11 protein-coding genes are annotated in these 16,211 nt (G+C 73.0%); 3 read left to right on the top strand and 8 right to left on the bottom strand.

All coding sequences use genetic code 11. From position 1 onward, the window contains the following. The 7 genes from GPA10_RS35300 to GPA10_RS35330 all read right to left on the bottom strand — a co-directional run. A partial coding sequence (locus GPA10_RS35300) for a flavodoxin-dependent (E)-4-hydroxy-3-methylbut-2-enyl-diphosphate synthase (RefSeq protein ID WP_198351799.1) occupies nucleotides 1-392 on the bottom strand: 392 nt, incomplete at its 3' end. 249 nt (nucleotides 393-641) lie between these two features. Beyond that, entirely contained in the window at nucleotides 642-1,943 is a 1,302-nt protein-coding gene (locus GPA10_RS35305) for a M50 family metallopeptidase (protein WP_157169025.1), read from the bottom strand. Beyond that, entirely contained in the window at nucleotides 1,940-3,229 is a 1,290-nt protein-coding gene (gene dxr / locus GPA10_RS35310) for a 1-deoxy-D-xylulose-5-phosphate reductoisomerase (protein ID WP_157169026.1), read from the bottom strand. The genes GPA10_RS35305 and dxr overlap by 4 nt, the downstream gene beginning before the upstream one ends. Nucleotides 3,230-3,468: 239 nt before the next feature. Further along, a complete protein-coding gene (locus GPA10_RS35315; RefSeq protein WP_157169027.1) occupies nucleotides 3,469-5,439 on the bottom strand; it encodes an acyl-CoA dehydrogenase family protein in 1,971 nt (656 codons plus the stop codon). A gap of 182 nt (nucleotides 5,440-5,621) precedes the next feature. Continuing rightward, on the bottom strand, nucleotides 5,622-7,067 hold the full coding sequence (locus tag GPA10_RS35320; protein WP_157169028.1) for an aldehyde dehydrogenase family protein: 1,446 nt from the start codon (nucleotides 7,065-7,067) through the stop codon (nucleotides 5,622-5,624). A gap of 371 nt (nucleotides 7,068-7,438) precedes the next feature. Next, nucleotides 7,439-9,043, bottom strand: coding sequence for a PucR family transcriptional regulator (locus GPA10_RS35325; protein ID WP_157169029.1), 1,605 nt, complete (start codon nucleotides 9,041-9,043; stop codon nucleotides 7,439-7,441). Nucleotides 9,044-9,527: 484 nt separating this feature from the next. After that, nucleotides 9,528-11,672: an ATP-binding protein gene (locus GPA10_RS35330; RefSeq protein ID WP_157169030.1), complete on the bottom strand. Its 2,145-nt coding sequence runs from the start codon at nucleotides 11,670-11,672 to the stop codon at nucleotides 9,528-9,530. Between the two features lie 242 nt (nucleotides 11,673-11,914). On the opposite strand from GPA10_RS35330, the gene gabT reads away from it, so the two are divergent. The 3 genes from gabT (at nucleotide 11,915) to GPA10_RS35345 (ending at nucleotide 14,793) form a co-directional block, all read left to right on the top strand. Then, nucleotides 11,915-13,249, top strand: a complete 1,335-nt coding sequence (gene gabT, locus GPA10_RS35335; RefSeq protein ID WP_157169031.1) for a 4-aminobutyrate--2-oxoglutarate transaminase — start codon at nucleotides 11,915-11,917, stop codon at nucleotides 13,247-13,249. 528 nt (nucleotides 13,250-13,777) lie between these two features. Continuing rightward, nucleotides 13,778-14,341 carry a phosphatase PAP2 family protein gene (locus tag GPA10_RS35340; RefSeq protein ID WP_343041675.1) on the top strand — a complete coding sequence of 188 codons (564 nt, stop codon included), beginning with the start codon at nucleotides 13,778-13,780 and terminating at the stop codon, nucleotides 14,339-14,341. Between the two features lie 203 nt (nucleotides 14,342-14,544). Continuing rightward, nucleotides 14,545-14,793 (top strand): hypothetical protein, encoded by a 249-nt coding sequence (locus tag GPA10_RS35345; protein WP_157169033.1) that lies wholly within the window; start codon nucleotides 14,545-14,547, stop codon nucleotides 14,791-14,793. A gap of 160 nt (nucleotides 14,794-14,953) precedes the next feature. Here GPA10_RS35345 and GPA10_RS35350 read toward each other — a convergent pair whose 3' ends face one another. Continuing rightward, nucleotides 14,954-16,126 (bottom strand): chitinase, encoded by a 1,173-nt coding sequence (locus GPA10_RS35350; protein WP_079086223.1) that lies wholly within the window; start codon nucleotides 16,124-16,126, stop codon nucleotides 14,954-14,956. Between the last annotated feature and the right edge of the window lie 85 nt (nucleotides 16,127-16,211).

Below are 16,211 nucleotides of genomic sequence, written 5' to 3' on the forward strand. Positions count from 1 at the left end.
ATCTCCCTGACCTTGTCGTCGAACTGCTTGATGTTCCCCGGATTCACCCGGACCGCCGCACACCCCGCCTCGATCGCCGCGAACACATACTTCGGCTGGAAGTGAATATCCGCGATCACCGGAATCTGCGACTTCCGCGCGATCGTCGCCAACGCGTCCGCGTCGTCCTGCGTCGGACACGCCACCCGCACGATCTGACAACCCGACGCCGTCAACTCCGCGATCTGCTGCAACGTCGCCCCGATGTCCGACGTACGCGTCGTCGTCATCGACTGCACCGACACCGGCGCGTCCCCGCCTACGGCCACCGGCCCGACCTGGATCTTGCGGCTGATCCTGCGGTCGGCGAGCTTGGTCGGAACGGACGGGATTCCGAGAGAAACGGCAGTCATCTGGCGTGCATCCCCAAGGTGTGGATCAAGGTCCGGATCGAGGTCCCGAGTCCGGCGGGCACCGGGCTCCACGGGTTCGCTGGTACGTCGCAGCTTCGCTGCCACATCGCTCATTCGCGGGTTCGAGGTTACGACACCCGGACGGGCCGGAGCACATCCCGCCCCGATGTCCACCCGATGGCAGGCGTGCTCGCACACACTGCGGCGGCCGGCCACACAGGGTGCCCGACCGCCGCAAACATCGCGCGTCTAGGAGATTCTCACCGGGTTAACCACATCCGCGATGAGCACCAGAATGGTGAAGCAGATGAAGATCCCCGCGACGACGTAGGCGACGGGCATCAGCTTCGCCACGTCGAAGGGGCCGGGGTCGGGGCGCCGGAACACCTTCGCCACGTTGCGGCGGAGCGACTCCCACAGGGCCCCCGCGATGTGCCCGCCGTCCAGCGGCAGCAGCGGCAGCATGTTGAACAGGAACAGCGACAGGTTGAACCCGGCGAGCAGGAACAGCATCATCGCGATCTGGTTCTCCGGCGGGATGTCCAGGGTGAACACCTCGCCGCCGACGCGGGCCGCACCGACGACGCCCATCGGGGAGTCCTGCTTGCGGTCGCCGTCGCCGAAGGCCGCGTTCCACAGGTCGGGGACCTTGGAGGGCAGCGCGATGATGGACTCGACGCCGTTCTCCATCATGGTGCCCATGCGGTCCACGGACTGGCCGAAGGACTGCTGGACGATGCCGGAGGCCGGGGTGAAGCCGAGGAAGCCGGCGTAGACGTACTTGCCCTCGACGTAGCCGCCCTCGCCGTCGGTCTTGCTGACCTGGTTCTTGATCAGGTTCGCGTGCAGGTCGAGGCGCTCGCCCGCGCGCTCCACGGTGATCGTCGCGGGGCCGACCGTCTCGCGGATCCTCGTCTGGAGCGCCGACCAGTCGCCGACGGGCTTGCCCTGGAAGGCGACGATCTTGTCGCCCGCCTTCAGGCCCGCCGCCTTGGCCGGGGCGGGCTTGTCGCCCTTCTCGCAGGTGCTGCGGTTCTGACCGGCCTCGATAACGCAGTCGGAGACCTTGCCGACCGACGTCGTCTGGGTGCTGATGCCGAAGGTCATCATCACGCCGAGGAAGATCACGACGGCCAGGATCAGGTTCATGAACGGACCGGCGAACATCACGATCACGCGCTTCCAGGGCTTGCGCGTGTAGAAGAGGCGGCTCTCGTCACCCGGCTTGAGCTCCTCGAACGCCGCGGAGCGGGCGTCCTCGATCATGCCGCGCCAGGGTGAGGTGGAGCGTGCCTCTATCCGCCCGTCCGGGCCCGGCGGGAACATGCCGATCATGCGGATGTAGCCGCCGAGCGGGATGGCCTTGACGCCGTACTCGGTGTCGCCCCGCTTGCGCGAGAACAGGGTCGGCCCGAAGCCCACCATGTACTGCGGTACGCGGATGCCGAACATCTTCGCGGTCGACAGATGGCCGAGCTCGTGCCAGGCGATCGAGAAGAGCAGCCCGACCACGAAGACGACTATGCCGAGGATCATCATCAGGGTCGTCATGCACGAGCCTCCGCGGTCGTCTGGTTCCCCGTCGTCACCGGCGGGGTGGTCGTGGCCGTCAGTTCACGGGCCCGGGCGCGCGCCCAGGTCTCCGCTTCGAGGACGTCCGCCACGGTCAGGGAGGTTCCCGCGCTCGGGGTGCCGTGTTCGGTGACGACCCGGGTCACGGTCTCCATGATGCCGTTGAAGGGCAGCGCGCCCGCCAGGAAGGCGTCCACGCATTCCTCGTTGGCGGCATTGAACACCGCCGGAGCCGTGCCCGCGAGCTCCCCGACGTGCCGGGCGAGCCCGACCGACGGGAACGCTTCCTGGTCGAGCGGGAAGAACTCCCAGGTCGAGGCCTTGGTCCAGTCGAACGCGGGAGCCGCGTCCGGCACCCGCTCGGGCCAGCCGATGCCGATGGCGATGGGGCCGCGCATGTCCGGCGGGGTGGCCTGGGCCAGCGTGGAGCCGTCGGTGAACTCGACCATGGAGTGCACGTACGACTGCGGGTGCACGACGACCTCGATGCGGTCGAAGGGGATGTCGTAGAGGAGGTGGGCCTCGATGACCTCCAGGCCCTTGTTGACGAGCGTCGCGGAGTTGACCGTGATGACCGGTCCCATCGCCCAGGTGGGGTGCGCGAGCGCGTCCTTCGGGGTGACCCCGGCCAGGTCGGCCTTGGTGCGGCCGCGGAAGGGGCCGCCGGAGGCGGTGACGACGAGCTTGCGCACGTCCGCGCGCGTGCCCGCGGCGAGCGCCTGGAAGAGCGCGGCGTGCTCGGAGTCCACCGGGATGATCTGGCCGGGCTTGGCCAGGGCCTTGACCAGCGGGCCGCCGACGATCAGCGACTCCTTGTTGGCGAGGGCGAGGGTGCGCCCGGCCTCCAGGGCGGCGAGCGTGGGGGCGAGACCGATGGAGCCGGTGATGCCGTTGAGCACCGTGTGGCAGGGCGAGGCGGCCAGTTGGGTGGCCGCGTCCGGTCCGGCGAGAATCTCGGGCAGCGGCTCCCCGGCGCCGTACTCCTGCCGCAGCGCCTCCCGCAGCGCGGGCACCGCGTCCTCGCGGGCCACCGCGACGGTCCGCACCCGCAACCGCCGGGCCTGCTCGGCGAGCAGCGCCACCCGGCCGCCCGCCGCGGACAGGCCCGTGACGCGGAAACGGCCGGGGTTGCGCAGCACGAGGTCGACGGCCTGCGTGCCGATCGAACCCGTCGAGCCGAGGACGACGATGTCCCGCGCGGCGTCGGTCCCGACTGGGTCGAAGACGAGATGCGGATCGGCGAGGGGTACGGGGCTTTCGCTCATGCCCCCATTGTGGCCGGAGCGGGGCCCGCATCCGACAGCGCCTCTCGGCTTCGCCGGGGCGCTTCACCGGGTCGCTCCGCCGACTCGCTCCGCCGGGTCCTCGCGGGGCGCTCCGCCGGGTCCTCGCGGGGCGCCCCTGGCCCGCCCCCTCCCGAACCAGGGGGCTGCGCCCCCAGGAACCCCCCGTCGGCGCTTCGCGCCTCGTCCTCAAACGCCGGACGGGCTGAGATGTGCCGGTCTCAGCGGATCGGGCGGTGCACGTTCTCCCCCCGCGCGGGTCCCGGGGTCGCGTCCGCGATCCAGGGGCCGTCCCCGCTGGGGTCGACGACGCCCTGTTCCAGCCAGGTGTAGGTGCCCGCGAGGACACCCTTGACGACCTTGTGGTCCAGGTCGTCGGTGTTGGTCCACAGCCGGCCGAAGAGTTCCTCGACGCGGATGCGGGACTGCCGGCAGAAGGCGTCGGCGAGCTGGTACGCCTCGCGGCCGTGCTCCTCGGTGGTGCGCAGGAGTTCGGCGCGTACGCAGGCCGCGCTCATCGCGAACAGCTCCGCGCCGATGTCGACGATCCGGCCGAGGAAGCCCTGCTTGGTCTCCATGCGGCCCTGCCAGCGCGACATCGCGTAGAACGTGGAGCGGGCCAGCTTGCGGGCCGTGCGTTCGACGTAGCGCAGATGGCCCGACAGGTCCGGGTGGCCCGCCGGGTGGAAGTCGGCGTAGCTGCGCGGGAGTTGCCCCGGGCCCGCGACCAGCTTGGGCAGCCAGCGGGCGTAGAAGGCACCCGCGGCGGCCCCGGCCCGCGCCTTGTCGGACAGGGACTTCTCCGGGTCGATCAGATCCCCCGCGACCTTCAGATGGGCGTCGACGGCCTCGCGGGCGATCAGCAGGTGCATGATCTCCGTCGAGCCCTCGAAGATGCGGTTGATGCGCAGGTCGCGCAGGATCTGCTCGGCGGGCACGGCGCGCTCGCCGCGGGCGGCCAGGGACTCGGCGGTCTCGAAGCCGCGGCCGCCGCGGATCTGTACGAGCTCGTCGGCCATCAGCCAGGCCATCTCGGAGCCGTAGAGCTTGGCGAGTGCGGCCTCGATGCGGATGTCGTTGCGGTCCTCGTCGGCCATCTGCGAGGACAGGTCGAGTACGGCCTCCAGGGCGAAGGTGGTCGCGGCGATGAAGGAGATCTTCGAGCCGACCGCCTCGTGCAGGGCGACGGGCTTGCCCCACTGCTCACGGGCGCCCGACCACTCCCGGGCGATCTTCAGACACCACTTGCCCGCGCCGACGCACATCGCGGGCAGCGAGAGGCGGCCGGTGTTCAGGGTGGTGAGCGCGATCTTCAGGCCCGCGCCCTCGGGGCCGATGCGGTGGGCGGCGGGGACGCGCACGCCGTGGAAGCGGGTGACGCCGTTCTCCAGGCCGCGCAGGCCCATGAAGGCGTTGCGGTTCTCCACCGTGACGCCCTCGGACGCGGCCTCGACGACGAAGGCCGTGATGCCGCCCTTGTGCCCCTCGGACTTCGGCACCCGGGCCATCACCACCAGCAGGTCGGCGACGACGCCGTTGGTGGTCCACAGCTTCACGCCGTCGAGGACGTACTCGTCGCCGTCCGGCACGGCGGTGGTCGCGAGGCGGGCCGGGTCGGAGCCCACGTCCGGCTCGGTGAGCAGGAACGCCGAGATGTCCGTGCGGGCGCAGCGGGGCAGGAACGCGTCCCGCTGCTCCTGGGTGCCGAACAGCTTCAGGGGCTGCGGTACGCCGATCGACTGGTGCGCCGAGAGGAGGGCGCCGACGGCGGGGTTGGCGGAGCCGACGAGGGCGAGCGCCTTGTTGTAGTACACCTGCGTGAGGCCGAGCCCGCCGTACTTGGTGTCGATCTTCATGCCGAGCGCGCCGAGTTCCTTGAGGCCGGTGACGACCTCGTCGGGGATCAGGGCGTCGCGTTCGATACGCGCCGAGTCGATCTTCGTCTCGCAGAAGTCGCGCAGTTTGGCGAGGAACTCCTCGCCGCGCTGGGCGGCCTCGTCGGAGGGCATCGGGTGCGGGTGGATCAGGTCCAGGCGGAAGCGTCCGAGGAACAGTTCCTTGGCGAAGCTCGGCTTGCGCCAGTCCTGCTCGCGGGCGGCCTCGGCGACCTGCCGGGCCTCGTGCTCGGAAACCTTGGGCCGTGCGGAGTGTGGTGCGGACAAGAGACTCACCTCGCCGCGAGTCGGGATCATGGGCCGTTCGGCTGCTCACCGGTCTGGTTACTCACCGGTGCTACTGGATCGTTGGTACCCGATTCCGGGCATGGTCACCAGCCCTCGTACGGCGAATGCGCGAGAACGGCCGGAGCCCCCGCACAGCGGGCTCCGGCCGTTCTCCGTGGGACGCGGGAGGTCGCCCGCGTGACCGCGCGGGGTTACAGGTCGATCCCCGTGAGCACCATGACGCGCTCGTACGTGTAATCGTCCATGGCGGAGCGCACGCCCTCACGGCCCACACCGGACTGCTTCACACCGCCGTACGGCATCTGGTCGGCGCGGTAGGAGGGCGCGTCGCCGATGACGACACCGCCGACCTCCAGGGCGCGGTGGGCCCGGAAGGCGGCCTGGAGGTCGTGGGTGAACACGCCCGCCTGGAGGCCGTACTTGGAGTCGTTGACGGCGTCGTACGCGGCCTGCTCGCTGTCGACCTTCGTCACCGTCATGACCGGGCCGAAGACCTCCTCGCGGGCGAGGGTGGTGCCCGCGGGCACGTCGGTGAGGACGGTCGGCGCGTAGGTGGCGCCGTCGCGCTTGCCGCCCGTCAGGAGGCGGGCGCCCGCCTCGACGGCCTCGTCGACCCAGGACTCCACCCGCTTGGCGGCGTCCTCGCTGACGAGCGGGCCGACGTCGGTCCTCGGGTCGCTGGGGTCGCCGGTGACCTGGGCCCCCACCGCCTCGACGATCTTCGGCAGCAGCCGGTCGTACACGGTGGCGTCGGCGATGACCCGCTGCACGGAGATGCAGGACTGGCCGGCCTGGTAGTTGGAGAAGGTCGCGACGCGGGCGGCGACCCAGTCCAGGTCGGCCTCGGCGGAGAAGTCGCCGAGGACGACGGCGGCGCCGTTGCCGCCGAGCTCCAGGGTGCAGTGCTTGCGCGGCACCGAGTCCATGATCGCGTAACCGACCTTCTCGGAGCCGGTGAAGGAGACGACCGGAAGCCGCTCGTCCTGCACGAGGGCGGGCATCTTGTCGTTCGCGACCGGAAGCACCGACCAGGAGCCCGCGGGCAGCTCGGTCTCGGCGAGCAGCTCACCGATCAGCAGGCCCGACAGGGGGGTCGCCGGGGCCGGCTTGAGGATGATCGGGGTGCCGACCGCGAGGGCCGGGGCGACCTTGTGGGCGCACAGGTTCAGCGGGAAGTTGAACGGCGCGATGCCGAGCACGACGCCCTTGGGGAAGCGGCGCGTGAAGGCGAGCCGACCCTGGCCGCCCGCGTCGGTGTCCAGGCGCTGGGCCTCACCGCCGTTGAAGCGGCGGGCCTCCTCGGCGGCGAACCGGAACACCGAGACGGCGCGGCCGACCTCGCCGCGCGCCCACTTGACCGGCTTGCCGTTCTCGGCGGAGATGAGCTGCGCGATCTCCTCCGTGCGCTCGGCCAGCCTCCGGCTCACGTGGTCGAGGGCGGCGGCGCGTACGTGCGCCGGGGTGGCCGCGAACTCGTCGCGCACCGCGTGGGCGGCGGCGACGGCCTCCTCCACCTGGGCGTCGGTGGGCACGGCGGCCTTGGCGACGAGGCGTCCGTCCCAGGGCGAGGTGACGTCGAGCGTGGTCTCACCGGTGGTCTGGCGACCGGCGAGCCAGAAGGCGTGGATGGAAGTCATGTCGTTCCCGGCCCTTCCGCGGAGGTTCGTTCTTCTTCGGGGGGTACGGGGTCCACCGTAGGGGTGGAGGTTTCGGCGTTGGCTTGTCCGACTCGGCGTAGTCGCCTGCCCCGGCGCGCCGGAATGTCAGGGGCCCCGGACGTCTGGGGCTGCGCCCCTCTCCCCCTTTCGCCGCTCCGCGGCTCGTCCTCAATCGCCGGACGGGCTGAGAACTTCGCCGGTGCGGCAGCGTTTAAGCCCGTCCGGCGTTTGAGGACGAGGCGCGGAGCGCCGACAAGAGCGGGGGTCCAGGGGGCGCAGCGCCCCTGGTTACGGGAAAGGGGCGGGACTGGGGCGCCCCGCGAAGGTACCCACCGGCACCGGCACCAAGATCACTCCCCGGTCGACGCCGTCGCCTTCAACGACAGCCACAGTTCCATCCGGACGTCGGGATCGTCGAGGGAGCGGCCGAGGATCTCCTCGACGCGGCGCATCCGGTAGCGCAGGGTGTGCCGGTGCACCCCGAGGTCCGCGGCAGCGGCGTCCCACTGCCCGTGCCGGGACAGCCACGCCCGCAACGAGGCGACGAGGTCGCCGCGGCCCGTGGCGTCGTGCTCCCGCAGGGCCCGCAGCAACCCGTCCGCGAACGCCCGCACCGCATCGTCCGCGAGTAGCGGAAGCACCGACCCCGCGGCCAGCTCCTCGTGCTCCACGAGACACCGCCCGCGCCGCCGCGCGACGGACAGCGCCTGCTCGGCCTGCTTGTAGGCGGGGGCGGCGGCGATGGGCCCGGCGGGCGCGGAGAGCCCCATGAGCGGACCGGGCTCCTCGGTGGGCTCCCGCCCCTCGGCCCGCTCCGCGTCCACCGTCGCGGCGTACTCCACGGCGGCGGCCTGCGCCGCCCCGCCGTCCGCGACGAGCAGCACGAGCCGCTCGCCGTAGGGCACCACGAGCAGCGCCTCGCCGAAGCGCGCCGCGGCCGCCTCGACGGCGTCGACGAGCCCCGCGCACCAGCCGCACTCGGCGGCCCCGGCCGCGTCGCCCGCCGCGTCCTGCGTCCCCGCGGCCTCCGCGACGACGAGCCGGAAGGGGGCGTCGAGCAGCCCGCCGTACAGGTCACCGGCGACGGCGCGCGCGTGGTCCGGCTCCCCGGCGAGGAGCATGCGCAGGACCGCGGCGCCGATCCTCGCCTCCGCGGCCTGGAGCGCGCGGGACCGCTCGGTGGTGAGGGTGAGCAGGGCGATCGCGGAGTGCACCGCGTACCGCTCGGCGGTGCCGAGGGTGGAGGCGGTCCCGACGGCGAGCGCGGCGCGGGGCCGCCGGCCGGTGCCGAGCGTGTGCAGTTCGACCCGGTCGTCCGCGCCGGCGACGACGAGGCTGGCCGGGGCGGGGCGCTCGCGCAGGCGCTCGACGTCGGCGGTGAGCCGGGCGGCGCGGCGGGCGGCCCACTCGGGCGCGGTGGCGACGACGGCTCCGGAGGCGTCGTACAGGGCGGCCCAGCCGTCGACCTGTCCGGCGAGCGCGCCGAGCAGCCCCTGGGCGCCGTCGCCGAGCGCCTGCTTGGTCAGCTCGCGCTGGGCGGCGAAGCCCGCGGTCACCGCGCGGTACTGGTCGGCGGCGATGGCCGCGGACACGGCCTTGCTGATGGCGAGGAAGGGGGTGCGGCGCGGCACCTCGATGAGCGGCAGGCCCTCCGCCGCCGCGGCCCCGACCAGGGCGTCGGGGATGTCCGGGTAGTTCACGCCGACGGCGAAGCCGAGCCCCACGACGCCCGCGCCCACGAGCCGCTTCACGTAGCGCGCCATCGTCTCCGGGTCCTCGGCGTCCAGTTTCAGCGCGGTGATCAGGAGCAGTTCGCCGCCCTCCATGTAGGGCACGGGGTCGGCGAGCTCGCTGACGTGCGCCCAGCGCACGGGGACGTCCAGGCGGTCCTCGCCCGCGCGCACGGTCAGCTTGAGCGCGGAATGGTGGACGAGCGAGGCGAGCGTGGGGGGCATGGGACCTTCAGGGCGTACGGCGGCGGGGCCGGTCGGCTGGGGGACCTCGGGCGGGAGCCGGGGCGGGTGCGGTGTGGGCCGCGGGTGCGGGTGGGTTCCGGTGGTGTCCGGTGGTGTCCGGTGGGTTCCGGTGATTACGGAGCGGGCTCGGGGTGGGTTGCGAGTGCGGGACGGGCTGTGGGTGCGGCGCGGCCTGCGGGGGCTCGGGGCGGGCTGTGGGTGTGGCGTGGGGGCGGGACGAGCTGAGGGTGCTGCGGGCGTGGCCGGCGGGGCGCCCGGCGGTCCGGTTGCGGCCGGCGGCGCCCGCCTCGTTGATCTTTTGGCCGTCGCGTATGACGGCTACGGTCGATTCTGCCTCACCGTACGGTCGCCTCGGGCGGCTTGAGGGGTACGTACGGCAGCCTTTTCCCTACGCCGCGAACGCGCGGGCGCACCGCACGCGCGGCGCACGCCCCCTCATGGCCCCCCCGGGGCGGACCGGCCCTCACCCCCGCAGATCGACGAGCAGCGGCGGCGCGTGCTCCCCCCGTACGTCCGTCAGGGAGAGGACCGCGTGTCCGGGCGGCACCGCGTGCGCCAGTTCCGACGCCGACCAGCGCTCCCGCTCGACCTGGCGGACGGTCACCGCGCGGGCGGTGGGCGCCTGGCCGGTGATGACGCGCCGCAGGACGTGCACGGCCTTGCCCGCCGGGGTCTCGGCGATGATCTGGCGGTCGGTGACGTCCCGCGCCTCGGTCCACTCCTTGCCCCAGACCTCGGCGAAGTCCTGGCCGTCCCACGGCGTGAGCCCGGACAGGGCCATGCGGCAGCCGACGGCGCCGAGCAGCGGGGTGCGCAGGGGCCGCGGGGCGTCGTCGAGGGTCCGCAGGGTCATGACGACGCCCGCGTTCGCGGACCGTAGCCGCTGGATGCGGCGCACCGCCTCGGGGGTCACCGTGCCGGTGGCGTCGTCGAGGACGAGGCAGGCGAAGAGCGAGCGGTCCTCGCGCACCGCGGCCGACGCGGTGAACTGGGCGAGCACGAGGCGCGCGAGGATGCGCGACGCGTCCGCGTGGCCGCGCTCGGGCAGGTCGACGCGGACCCGTACGGGATGGTCGAGGGCGCGCAGCGAGAACGGCGTGGTCCGGCCGGAGGTGTCGAAGAACGCGGCGAACGCGGGCCGGTCCAGGAGCGCGATGCGGTCGGCGAGGATCGCCCCCGGGTCGCCGGGGTGCCCCAGCTGGCGCTCCCGGGCGTCGAGTTCCCGCAGCATGACCTCCTGCCCCGCCTTGTGCAGGGCGGCGCGCAGGGCGCCGAGCGGTCCCGGCGCGCCGTCGAGCAGGGCGCGCAGCTCCGGTACGCCGGGGAAGCGGCCGTTGACGGCGTGGAAGGGGCCGAGGAGCTGGGCGAGCACGGTCGTCGAGCGGCGGTGGTCGGCCCCGATGTGCGGATCGACGAGGTCGCCGACGAGGGCTTCCGCGAGGACCCCGGCGGCCTCGTCGGGGTCGGAGGTGCCGCCGTACAGGTCGAGGTCGTACACGGAGTCCGGGTGGCCGACCCGTACCACCACGTCGTAGTCGTCACCGGGTCCGAGCCCGGCGCCCGCCGCCCCCACCACGACGACCGCGGCCCGCCCCGCGAGTGCCTGGAGGCACAGCGACTCGGCGAGCGGCCACACGACGGTGCCGGTCTTGCCGGAGCCCGCGGGGCCGACGGCGAGCAGTGAGGTGCCGATGAGGTCGGGGCCGAGGGCGAGGCCGGTGCCGCGGTAGGCGTAGGGGTTGCGCGGGTCGTCGACGGTGGTGCCGATCCTGACCTGCGCGGTGGCGAGGTCGTGACGGGCGGCCCGCGCGGGCAGGTCCCGGTCCCCCGAGGGGTGCGGGCAGGCCGCGGCGCCCTCGCGGACGACGGCTTCGGTGAACGCGGCGAGCGGGCTGTTGCCGGAGCGCACCGAGCGCCAGGCGCGGGCGATGCGGGCGACGTCGATGTCCCGCATCAGGCCCGCGCCCGCGTCGGCGACGAGCCGGTCGGCGGCGGGCCCGGCGCCCGCGGCCCGCAGCTTGGGCCACTGCGCGGGGTCCTCCTCGGGCGGGGGCGGCGGCGCGGCGGGCGCGGGGCGCTTGACGCGGGGGGCGACGAAGCGGCGCCAGACCTCGCCCCAGCGGCCGAGACGGCCCACGGTGAGCATGATGCCGAGGGCGATGGCCGTGTAATACGTGTTCCAGACGACGGCGTTGCCGACGCTGTCGCCGGTGTAGATCCACGCGTCGGGCAGGAACAGTTCGAGCGGGACCACCCACCAGCCGCCGAGGTAGCCGTTCCACAGCAGCGACCACAGCAGCCAGCCGACCAGGAAGGCGATCACGGCGCCGCTCAGGAGCTGCCGCGTCGGCACCACCTCCGGTTCCTGCTCGGGCCGCGGTACGTGCCCGAACCGCCAGACGCCGGGCGCGGCCTTCGGGCGCGGGGTGCGCAGCCAGGCGAGGAACGACGCGCCGTCCGCACCGGGCGCGGCGCCCGGCGCGCGGGCGGGCCGCGGCGGGAGCGGTACCGGTCGCGCGCCCTCCGTCGTGTCACCGCGCGGCGGCGCCGGCCGCGGCACCGGCGTGGCATGCGTGCCGCGAGCGTCGTACGTGCCGTCGGAAGTCATGGCCCTTGCCCCCTGACCTGCCCTGTCGTGGCGCTGTTCTGCTGGTTCGCGGCTCAATCTAGTGCCCGGGCGCCGCCCGGGGGCCGGACCCGCGCCGATCACGCCAAAGGGGCGCTATGTCCACCACGGACAACGTCCCTTCCCAACATCTCCCCCGTGGAGCATGCCCGCTCCCCCACCCCGCCCCTAACCTGCGAAGAAAGTAGTCGAACGTCCGCAACACCCCACCCCCAGGAGCCCTCATGACCGACCTTCCCCAGGAGCGCCGCGTCGTCACCGCCATCCCCGGGCCCAAGTCGCGGGAGCTGCAGGCCCGCCGTACCGCCGCGGTCGCCGGCGGCGTGGGCTCCGTGCTTCCCGTGTTCGCGGCGCGCGCCGGTGGCGGCGTCATCGAGGACGTGGACGGCAACCGCCTCATCGACTTCGGCTCCGGCATCGCCGTGACCAGCGTCGGCGCCTCCGCCGAGGCCGTCGTCCGGCGGGCGTCCGCCCAGCTGCGGGACTTCACCCACACCTGTTTCATGGTGACGCCGTACGAGGGCTACGTGGCCGTCGCCGAGGCGCTCGCGGAGCTGACCCCCGGCGACCACGCCAAGAAGTCGGCCCTGTTCAACAGCGGCGCCGAGGCCGTCGAGAACGCCGTCAAGATCGCCCGCGCGTACACCGGGCGCCAGGCCGTCGTGGTCTTCGACCACGGCTACCACGGCCGCACCAACCTCACGATGGCCCTGACGGCGAAGAACATGCCGTACAAGCACGGCTTCGGCCCGTTCGCGCCCGAGGTGTACCGCGTCCCGGTGGCGTACGGCTACCGCTGGCCGACCGGTGCCGAGAACGCGGGCCCCGAGGCCGCCGCTCAGGCGATCGACCAGATCTCCAAGCAGGTCGGCGCCGAGAACGTCGCCGCGATCATCATCGAGCCGGTGCTCGGCGAGGGCGGCTTCATCGAGCCCGCGAAGGGCTTCCTGCCCGCCCTGTCGCGGTTCGCCACGGACAACGGCATCGTGTTCGTCGCCGACGAGATCCAGTCCGGCTTCTGCCGCACCGGCCAGTGGTTCGCGTGCGAGGACGAGGGTGTCGTCCCCGACCTGATCACGACGGCCAAGGGCATCGCGGGCGGCCTGCCGCTCGCCGCCGTCACGGGCCGCGCCGAGATCATGGACGCCGCGCACGCGGGCGGCCTCGGCGGCACCTACGGCGGCAACCCGGTGGCCTGCGCCGCCGCGCTCGGCTCCATCGAGACCATGAAGGAGCTCGACCTCAACGCCAAGGCGAAGGCCATCGAGTCGACGATGAAGGCACGCCTCGCCGCCATCGCCGAGAAGTACGACATCGTCGGTGACATCCGCGGCCGCGGCGCGATGATCGCGATCGAGCTGGTCAAGGACCGGGAGACCAAGGAGCCCAACCCGGAGGCCACCGGGGCGCTCGCCAAGGCCTGCCACGCGCAGGGCCTGCTCGTGCTCACCTGCGGCACGTACGGCAACGTGCTGCGCTTCCTGCCGCCGCTGGTCATCGGCGACGAGCTCCTGAACGAGGGCCTGGACATCATCGAGGCCGCGTTCGCGGAGATCTGAGCGACCCGGGCGGCCCCGGCCCCTGTCACCCCTGCCGCCCCCGCGGTGCCGGATTGCGCCGGGTACGTCACTGACGTACCCGGCGCTTTCGCGCCACCGGCAATCCCCGATCAGCCCCCTGACGTGTGCGGACCGCACGCTGTGCGGATAGCGTGACCTGCAGTGACGTTCAGGGCCTGTGAAGAACGTGTGGGAGGCCCATGTCGGGATGTCGTTCCGCCTGTCGGCCCCCTCCCTCCTGACGTACGGTTTCTGCAGATGAGAGAAACACCCCGCCCACGGGGGACCGTGGGCGACACCGGGTCGGAGCCTCCCCAGCCCCGCCCTGGGCGTGCCTTCGCGCACACACCTGGAGCCGATGGCTCCGGAACTCCTCACCGATCGGATGGCCGCCCGCCCCAAACCCCCCGGGGCGCGCGGCAGCCCGGTCGTATCGGCCGCCTCGGAGCTACCCCCCCTGCTCCGAGGCGGCCGACCACTTGGCTCCCCGTCGCCCTCGGTGTCCTCTTCGCGCTGCTCACCTGGCAGGTGGCCGCGGACGGGCCGCTGCGCCGCCTCGACGAGCGCGGGGGCCGTGCCCTCGCCGACAGCGTGCTGCCCGGCGCCGCCGCCGAGTTCTTCGCCGACCTGGGCAACATGCCGGTCGCCGTTCCCGTGCTCGCCGCGGCCGTGGCGTTCACCGCCCTGCGGGGCTTCGGCGCCGGTGTGTTCCGCTGGTGGCCGGGCCCGCTGGCCGCCGTGCTCGCGATGGTGGCCGTACCGCTCCTCGTGGTCCCCCTGAAACTGGCCGTGGACCGCGCGGGACCGCCCGGCGCCGACGGCAGCGGCTACTACCCGTCGGGGCACACGGCCACCGCCACCGTCGCCTATGGCGCGGCGGTCCTCCTCCTGCTCCCCCTCCTGTCGGCCGCTGCCCGCCGCGTCCTGGTCGTCTGCTGCGTCCTGGTGAACGCGGGCGTGGGCGTCGGCCTGGTCCGCAGCGGCTACCACTGGCCCCTCGACGTCGCCGCGAGCTGGTGCCTGGGCGGCATCCTGCTCTGGGCCGTGCGGGTCCTCCTGGCGCGGTACGGCCGGGGGCCGGACCCGGGGTAGCGATCACTCCGGCCGTCCGCGCCCACGCTGCCCCGCTTCCCCGACCCGGACGGCCTGCTGCGGCGCCGTCTGATCGACTCCGCGCCGCCCCCGGACCCGCGGGCCGCGGATCCACCGTCGCGGCCAGGACGGCAGTTGCACGACTCGCGCTGCGCGAGCGCCGACGAGGCCTGGGAGGCGGTGCGGGCCGGTCTCGTCGAGGCGTGACCGCCGCCCGCGAAGGGCGCACCGCCGACATCGACGCGATCGACGCGATCGACGCGATCCGCTCGGGCCCGGCGCTCGTCGCCGACTCGTCGCCAAGACGCTGCGCGTGTACGCCCCGGAGGAGGCCCTGCCGCCTGTACGCGCACGCCCTTGCCCGGCAGCCGGACGGGCGGATTCCGACGTGCGTCCTCATCCACCCGGGGTCTTCCGCCGCGCCGCGCGGGTGCGTCGCCGTACGGCGGTGAAACGGGCGCACCGCGGCGCGGCTGCGGTCGCTGCCCCTCGAACTGCCGTCCGTGCCGCACGCCTTGGGCGGCACGGACGGCAGTGGTCGTACGGAGGTGCTGCGGCGGCGGCTGTGGGCGCGGGCCCTGGACCGAGCGGGCCCGACGCCCGCCGTTCGCGCTACTGCCCGAAGTAGCTGTCGAAGTTCTTGGAGAACTCGCCGTTGTTGAAGCGGTCCCAGTTGATGGACCACGTCATCAGGCCGCGCAGGGCGGGCCACTTGCCGTGCGGCTTGTAGGAGCCGCAGTTGGTGTTCTTCGTCAGGCAGTCCAGGGCCTTGTTGACCTCGGACGGCGAGACGTGGCCGTTGCCCGCGTGCACCGAGGCGGGCATGCCGATGGCGAGCTTCTCCGGGGGCAGCGGCGGGAACACGTTCGCGGTGTTGCCCTTGACCGGGAAGCCGGTGAGCAGCATGTCGGTCATCGCGATGTGGAAGTCGGCGCCGCCCATCTGGTGGTACTGGTTGTCCAGGCCCATGATCGGGCCGGAGTTGTAGTCCTGGACGTGCAGCAGGGTGAGGTCGTCGCGCAGGGCGTGGATGACCGGGAGGTAGGCGCCCGCGCGCGGGTCCGCGCCCCACTGGCCGGGGCCGTAGTGCTGGTAGCCGAGCTGCACGAAGAACGTCTCCGGCGCCATGGTGAGCGTGAAGCCGGGGCCGTACTTGGCCTTCAGGGTCTTCACCGCGGAGATCAGGTTGACGATCACCGGGGTCTTGGGGTTCTTGAAGTCGGTGTCGTTGGCGTTCAGCGACAGGGAGTGGCCCTCGAAGTCGATGTCGAGGCCGTCGAGACCGTACTCGTCGATGATCGCGGAGACCGACGAGACGAACTTGTCGCGGGCCGCCGTGGTGGTCAGCTGCACCTGCCCGTTCTGACCGCCGATGGAGATCTGGACCTTCTTGCCCTGGGCCTGCTTGGCCTTGATGGCGGCCTTGAACTCCTCCTTGGTCTCGACGTTGGGGCACTCCGTCTTCGGACAGAGGCTGAACCGGATGTCGCCCGACGTGGCGGACGTGGGCTCGCCGAAGGCCAGGTCGATCACGTCCCAGCTCGCCGGGACGTCCGCGAGCCGGGTGTAGCCGGAGCCGTTGGCGAAGCTGGCGTGCAGATAGCCGACCAGGGCGTGGGCGGGCAGCTCCGCGGCCGCGGCGCGCGCGGGCTGTGCGCGCGGCGCCGGGTCCGCGGAGCTGGGGGCGGCGAGCAGGCCCGTCGCCGCGAGCGCGAGGGCCGCGGTCGCGGCGGCGGCTCCGAGTCGGGATCTGCGCAGGGGTGCGCGGAATCGTGAGCGGTCCACAACTGCCTCCGGCGGTGGGGGGATCGGGGGACATGGGGGAGGTGCCGAGCGGGACGCGCTCAAGATGGTCCAGACCAATGCGCTT

Origin of the sequence: Streptomyces typhae (assembly GCF_009755605.1) — a bacterium.
In the GTDB taxonomy this organism is placed as follows: Bacteria; Actinomycetota; Actinomycetes; order Streptomycetales; family Streptomycetaceae; genus Streptomyces; species Streptomyces typhae.

Coding starts and splice junctions, on each gene's coding strand:
- dxr (WP_157169026.1), bottom strand. CDS start 3,229: ATGAGCGAAAGCCCCGTACCCCTCGCCGATCCGCATCTCGTCTTCGAC.
- GPA10_RS35320 (WP_157169028.1), bottom strand. CDS start 7,067: ATGACTTCCATCCACGCCTTCTGGCTCGCCGGTCGCCAGACCACCGGT.
- GPA10_RS35330 (WP_157169030.1), bottom strand. CDS start 11,672: ATGACTTCCGACGGCACGTACGACGCTCGCGGCACGCATGCCACGCCG.
- gabT (WP_157169031.1), top strand. CDS start 11,915: ATGACCGACCTTCCCCAGGAGCGCCGCGTCGTCACCGCCATCCCCGGG.
- GPA10_RS35315 (WP_157169027.1), bottom strand. CDS start 5,439: ATGATCCCGACTCGCGGCGAGGTGAGTCTCTTGTCCGCACCACACTCC.
- GPA10_RS35305 (WP_157169025.1), bottom strand. CDS start 1,943: ATGACGACCCTGATGATGATCCTCGGCATAGTCGTCTTCGTGGTCGGG.
- GPA10_RS35325 (WP_157169029.1), bottom strand. CDS start 9,043: ATGCCCCCCACGCTCGCCTCGCTCGTCCACCATTCCGCGCTCAAGCTG.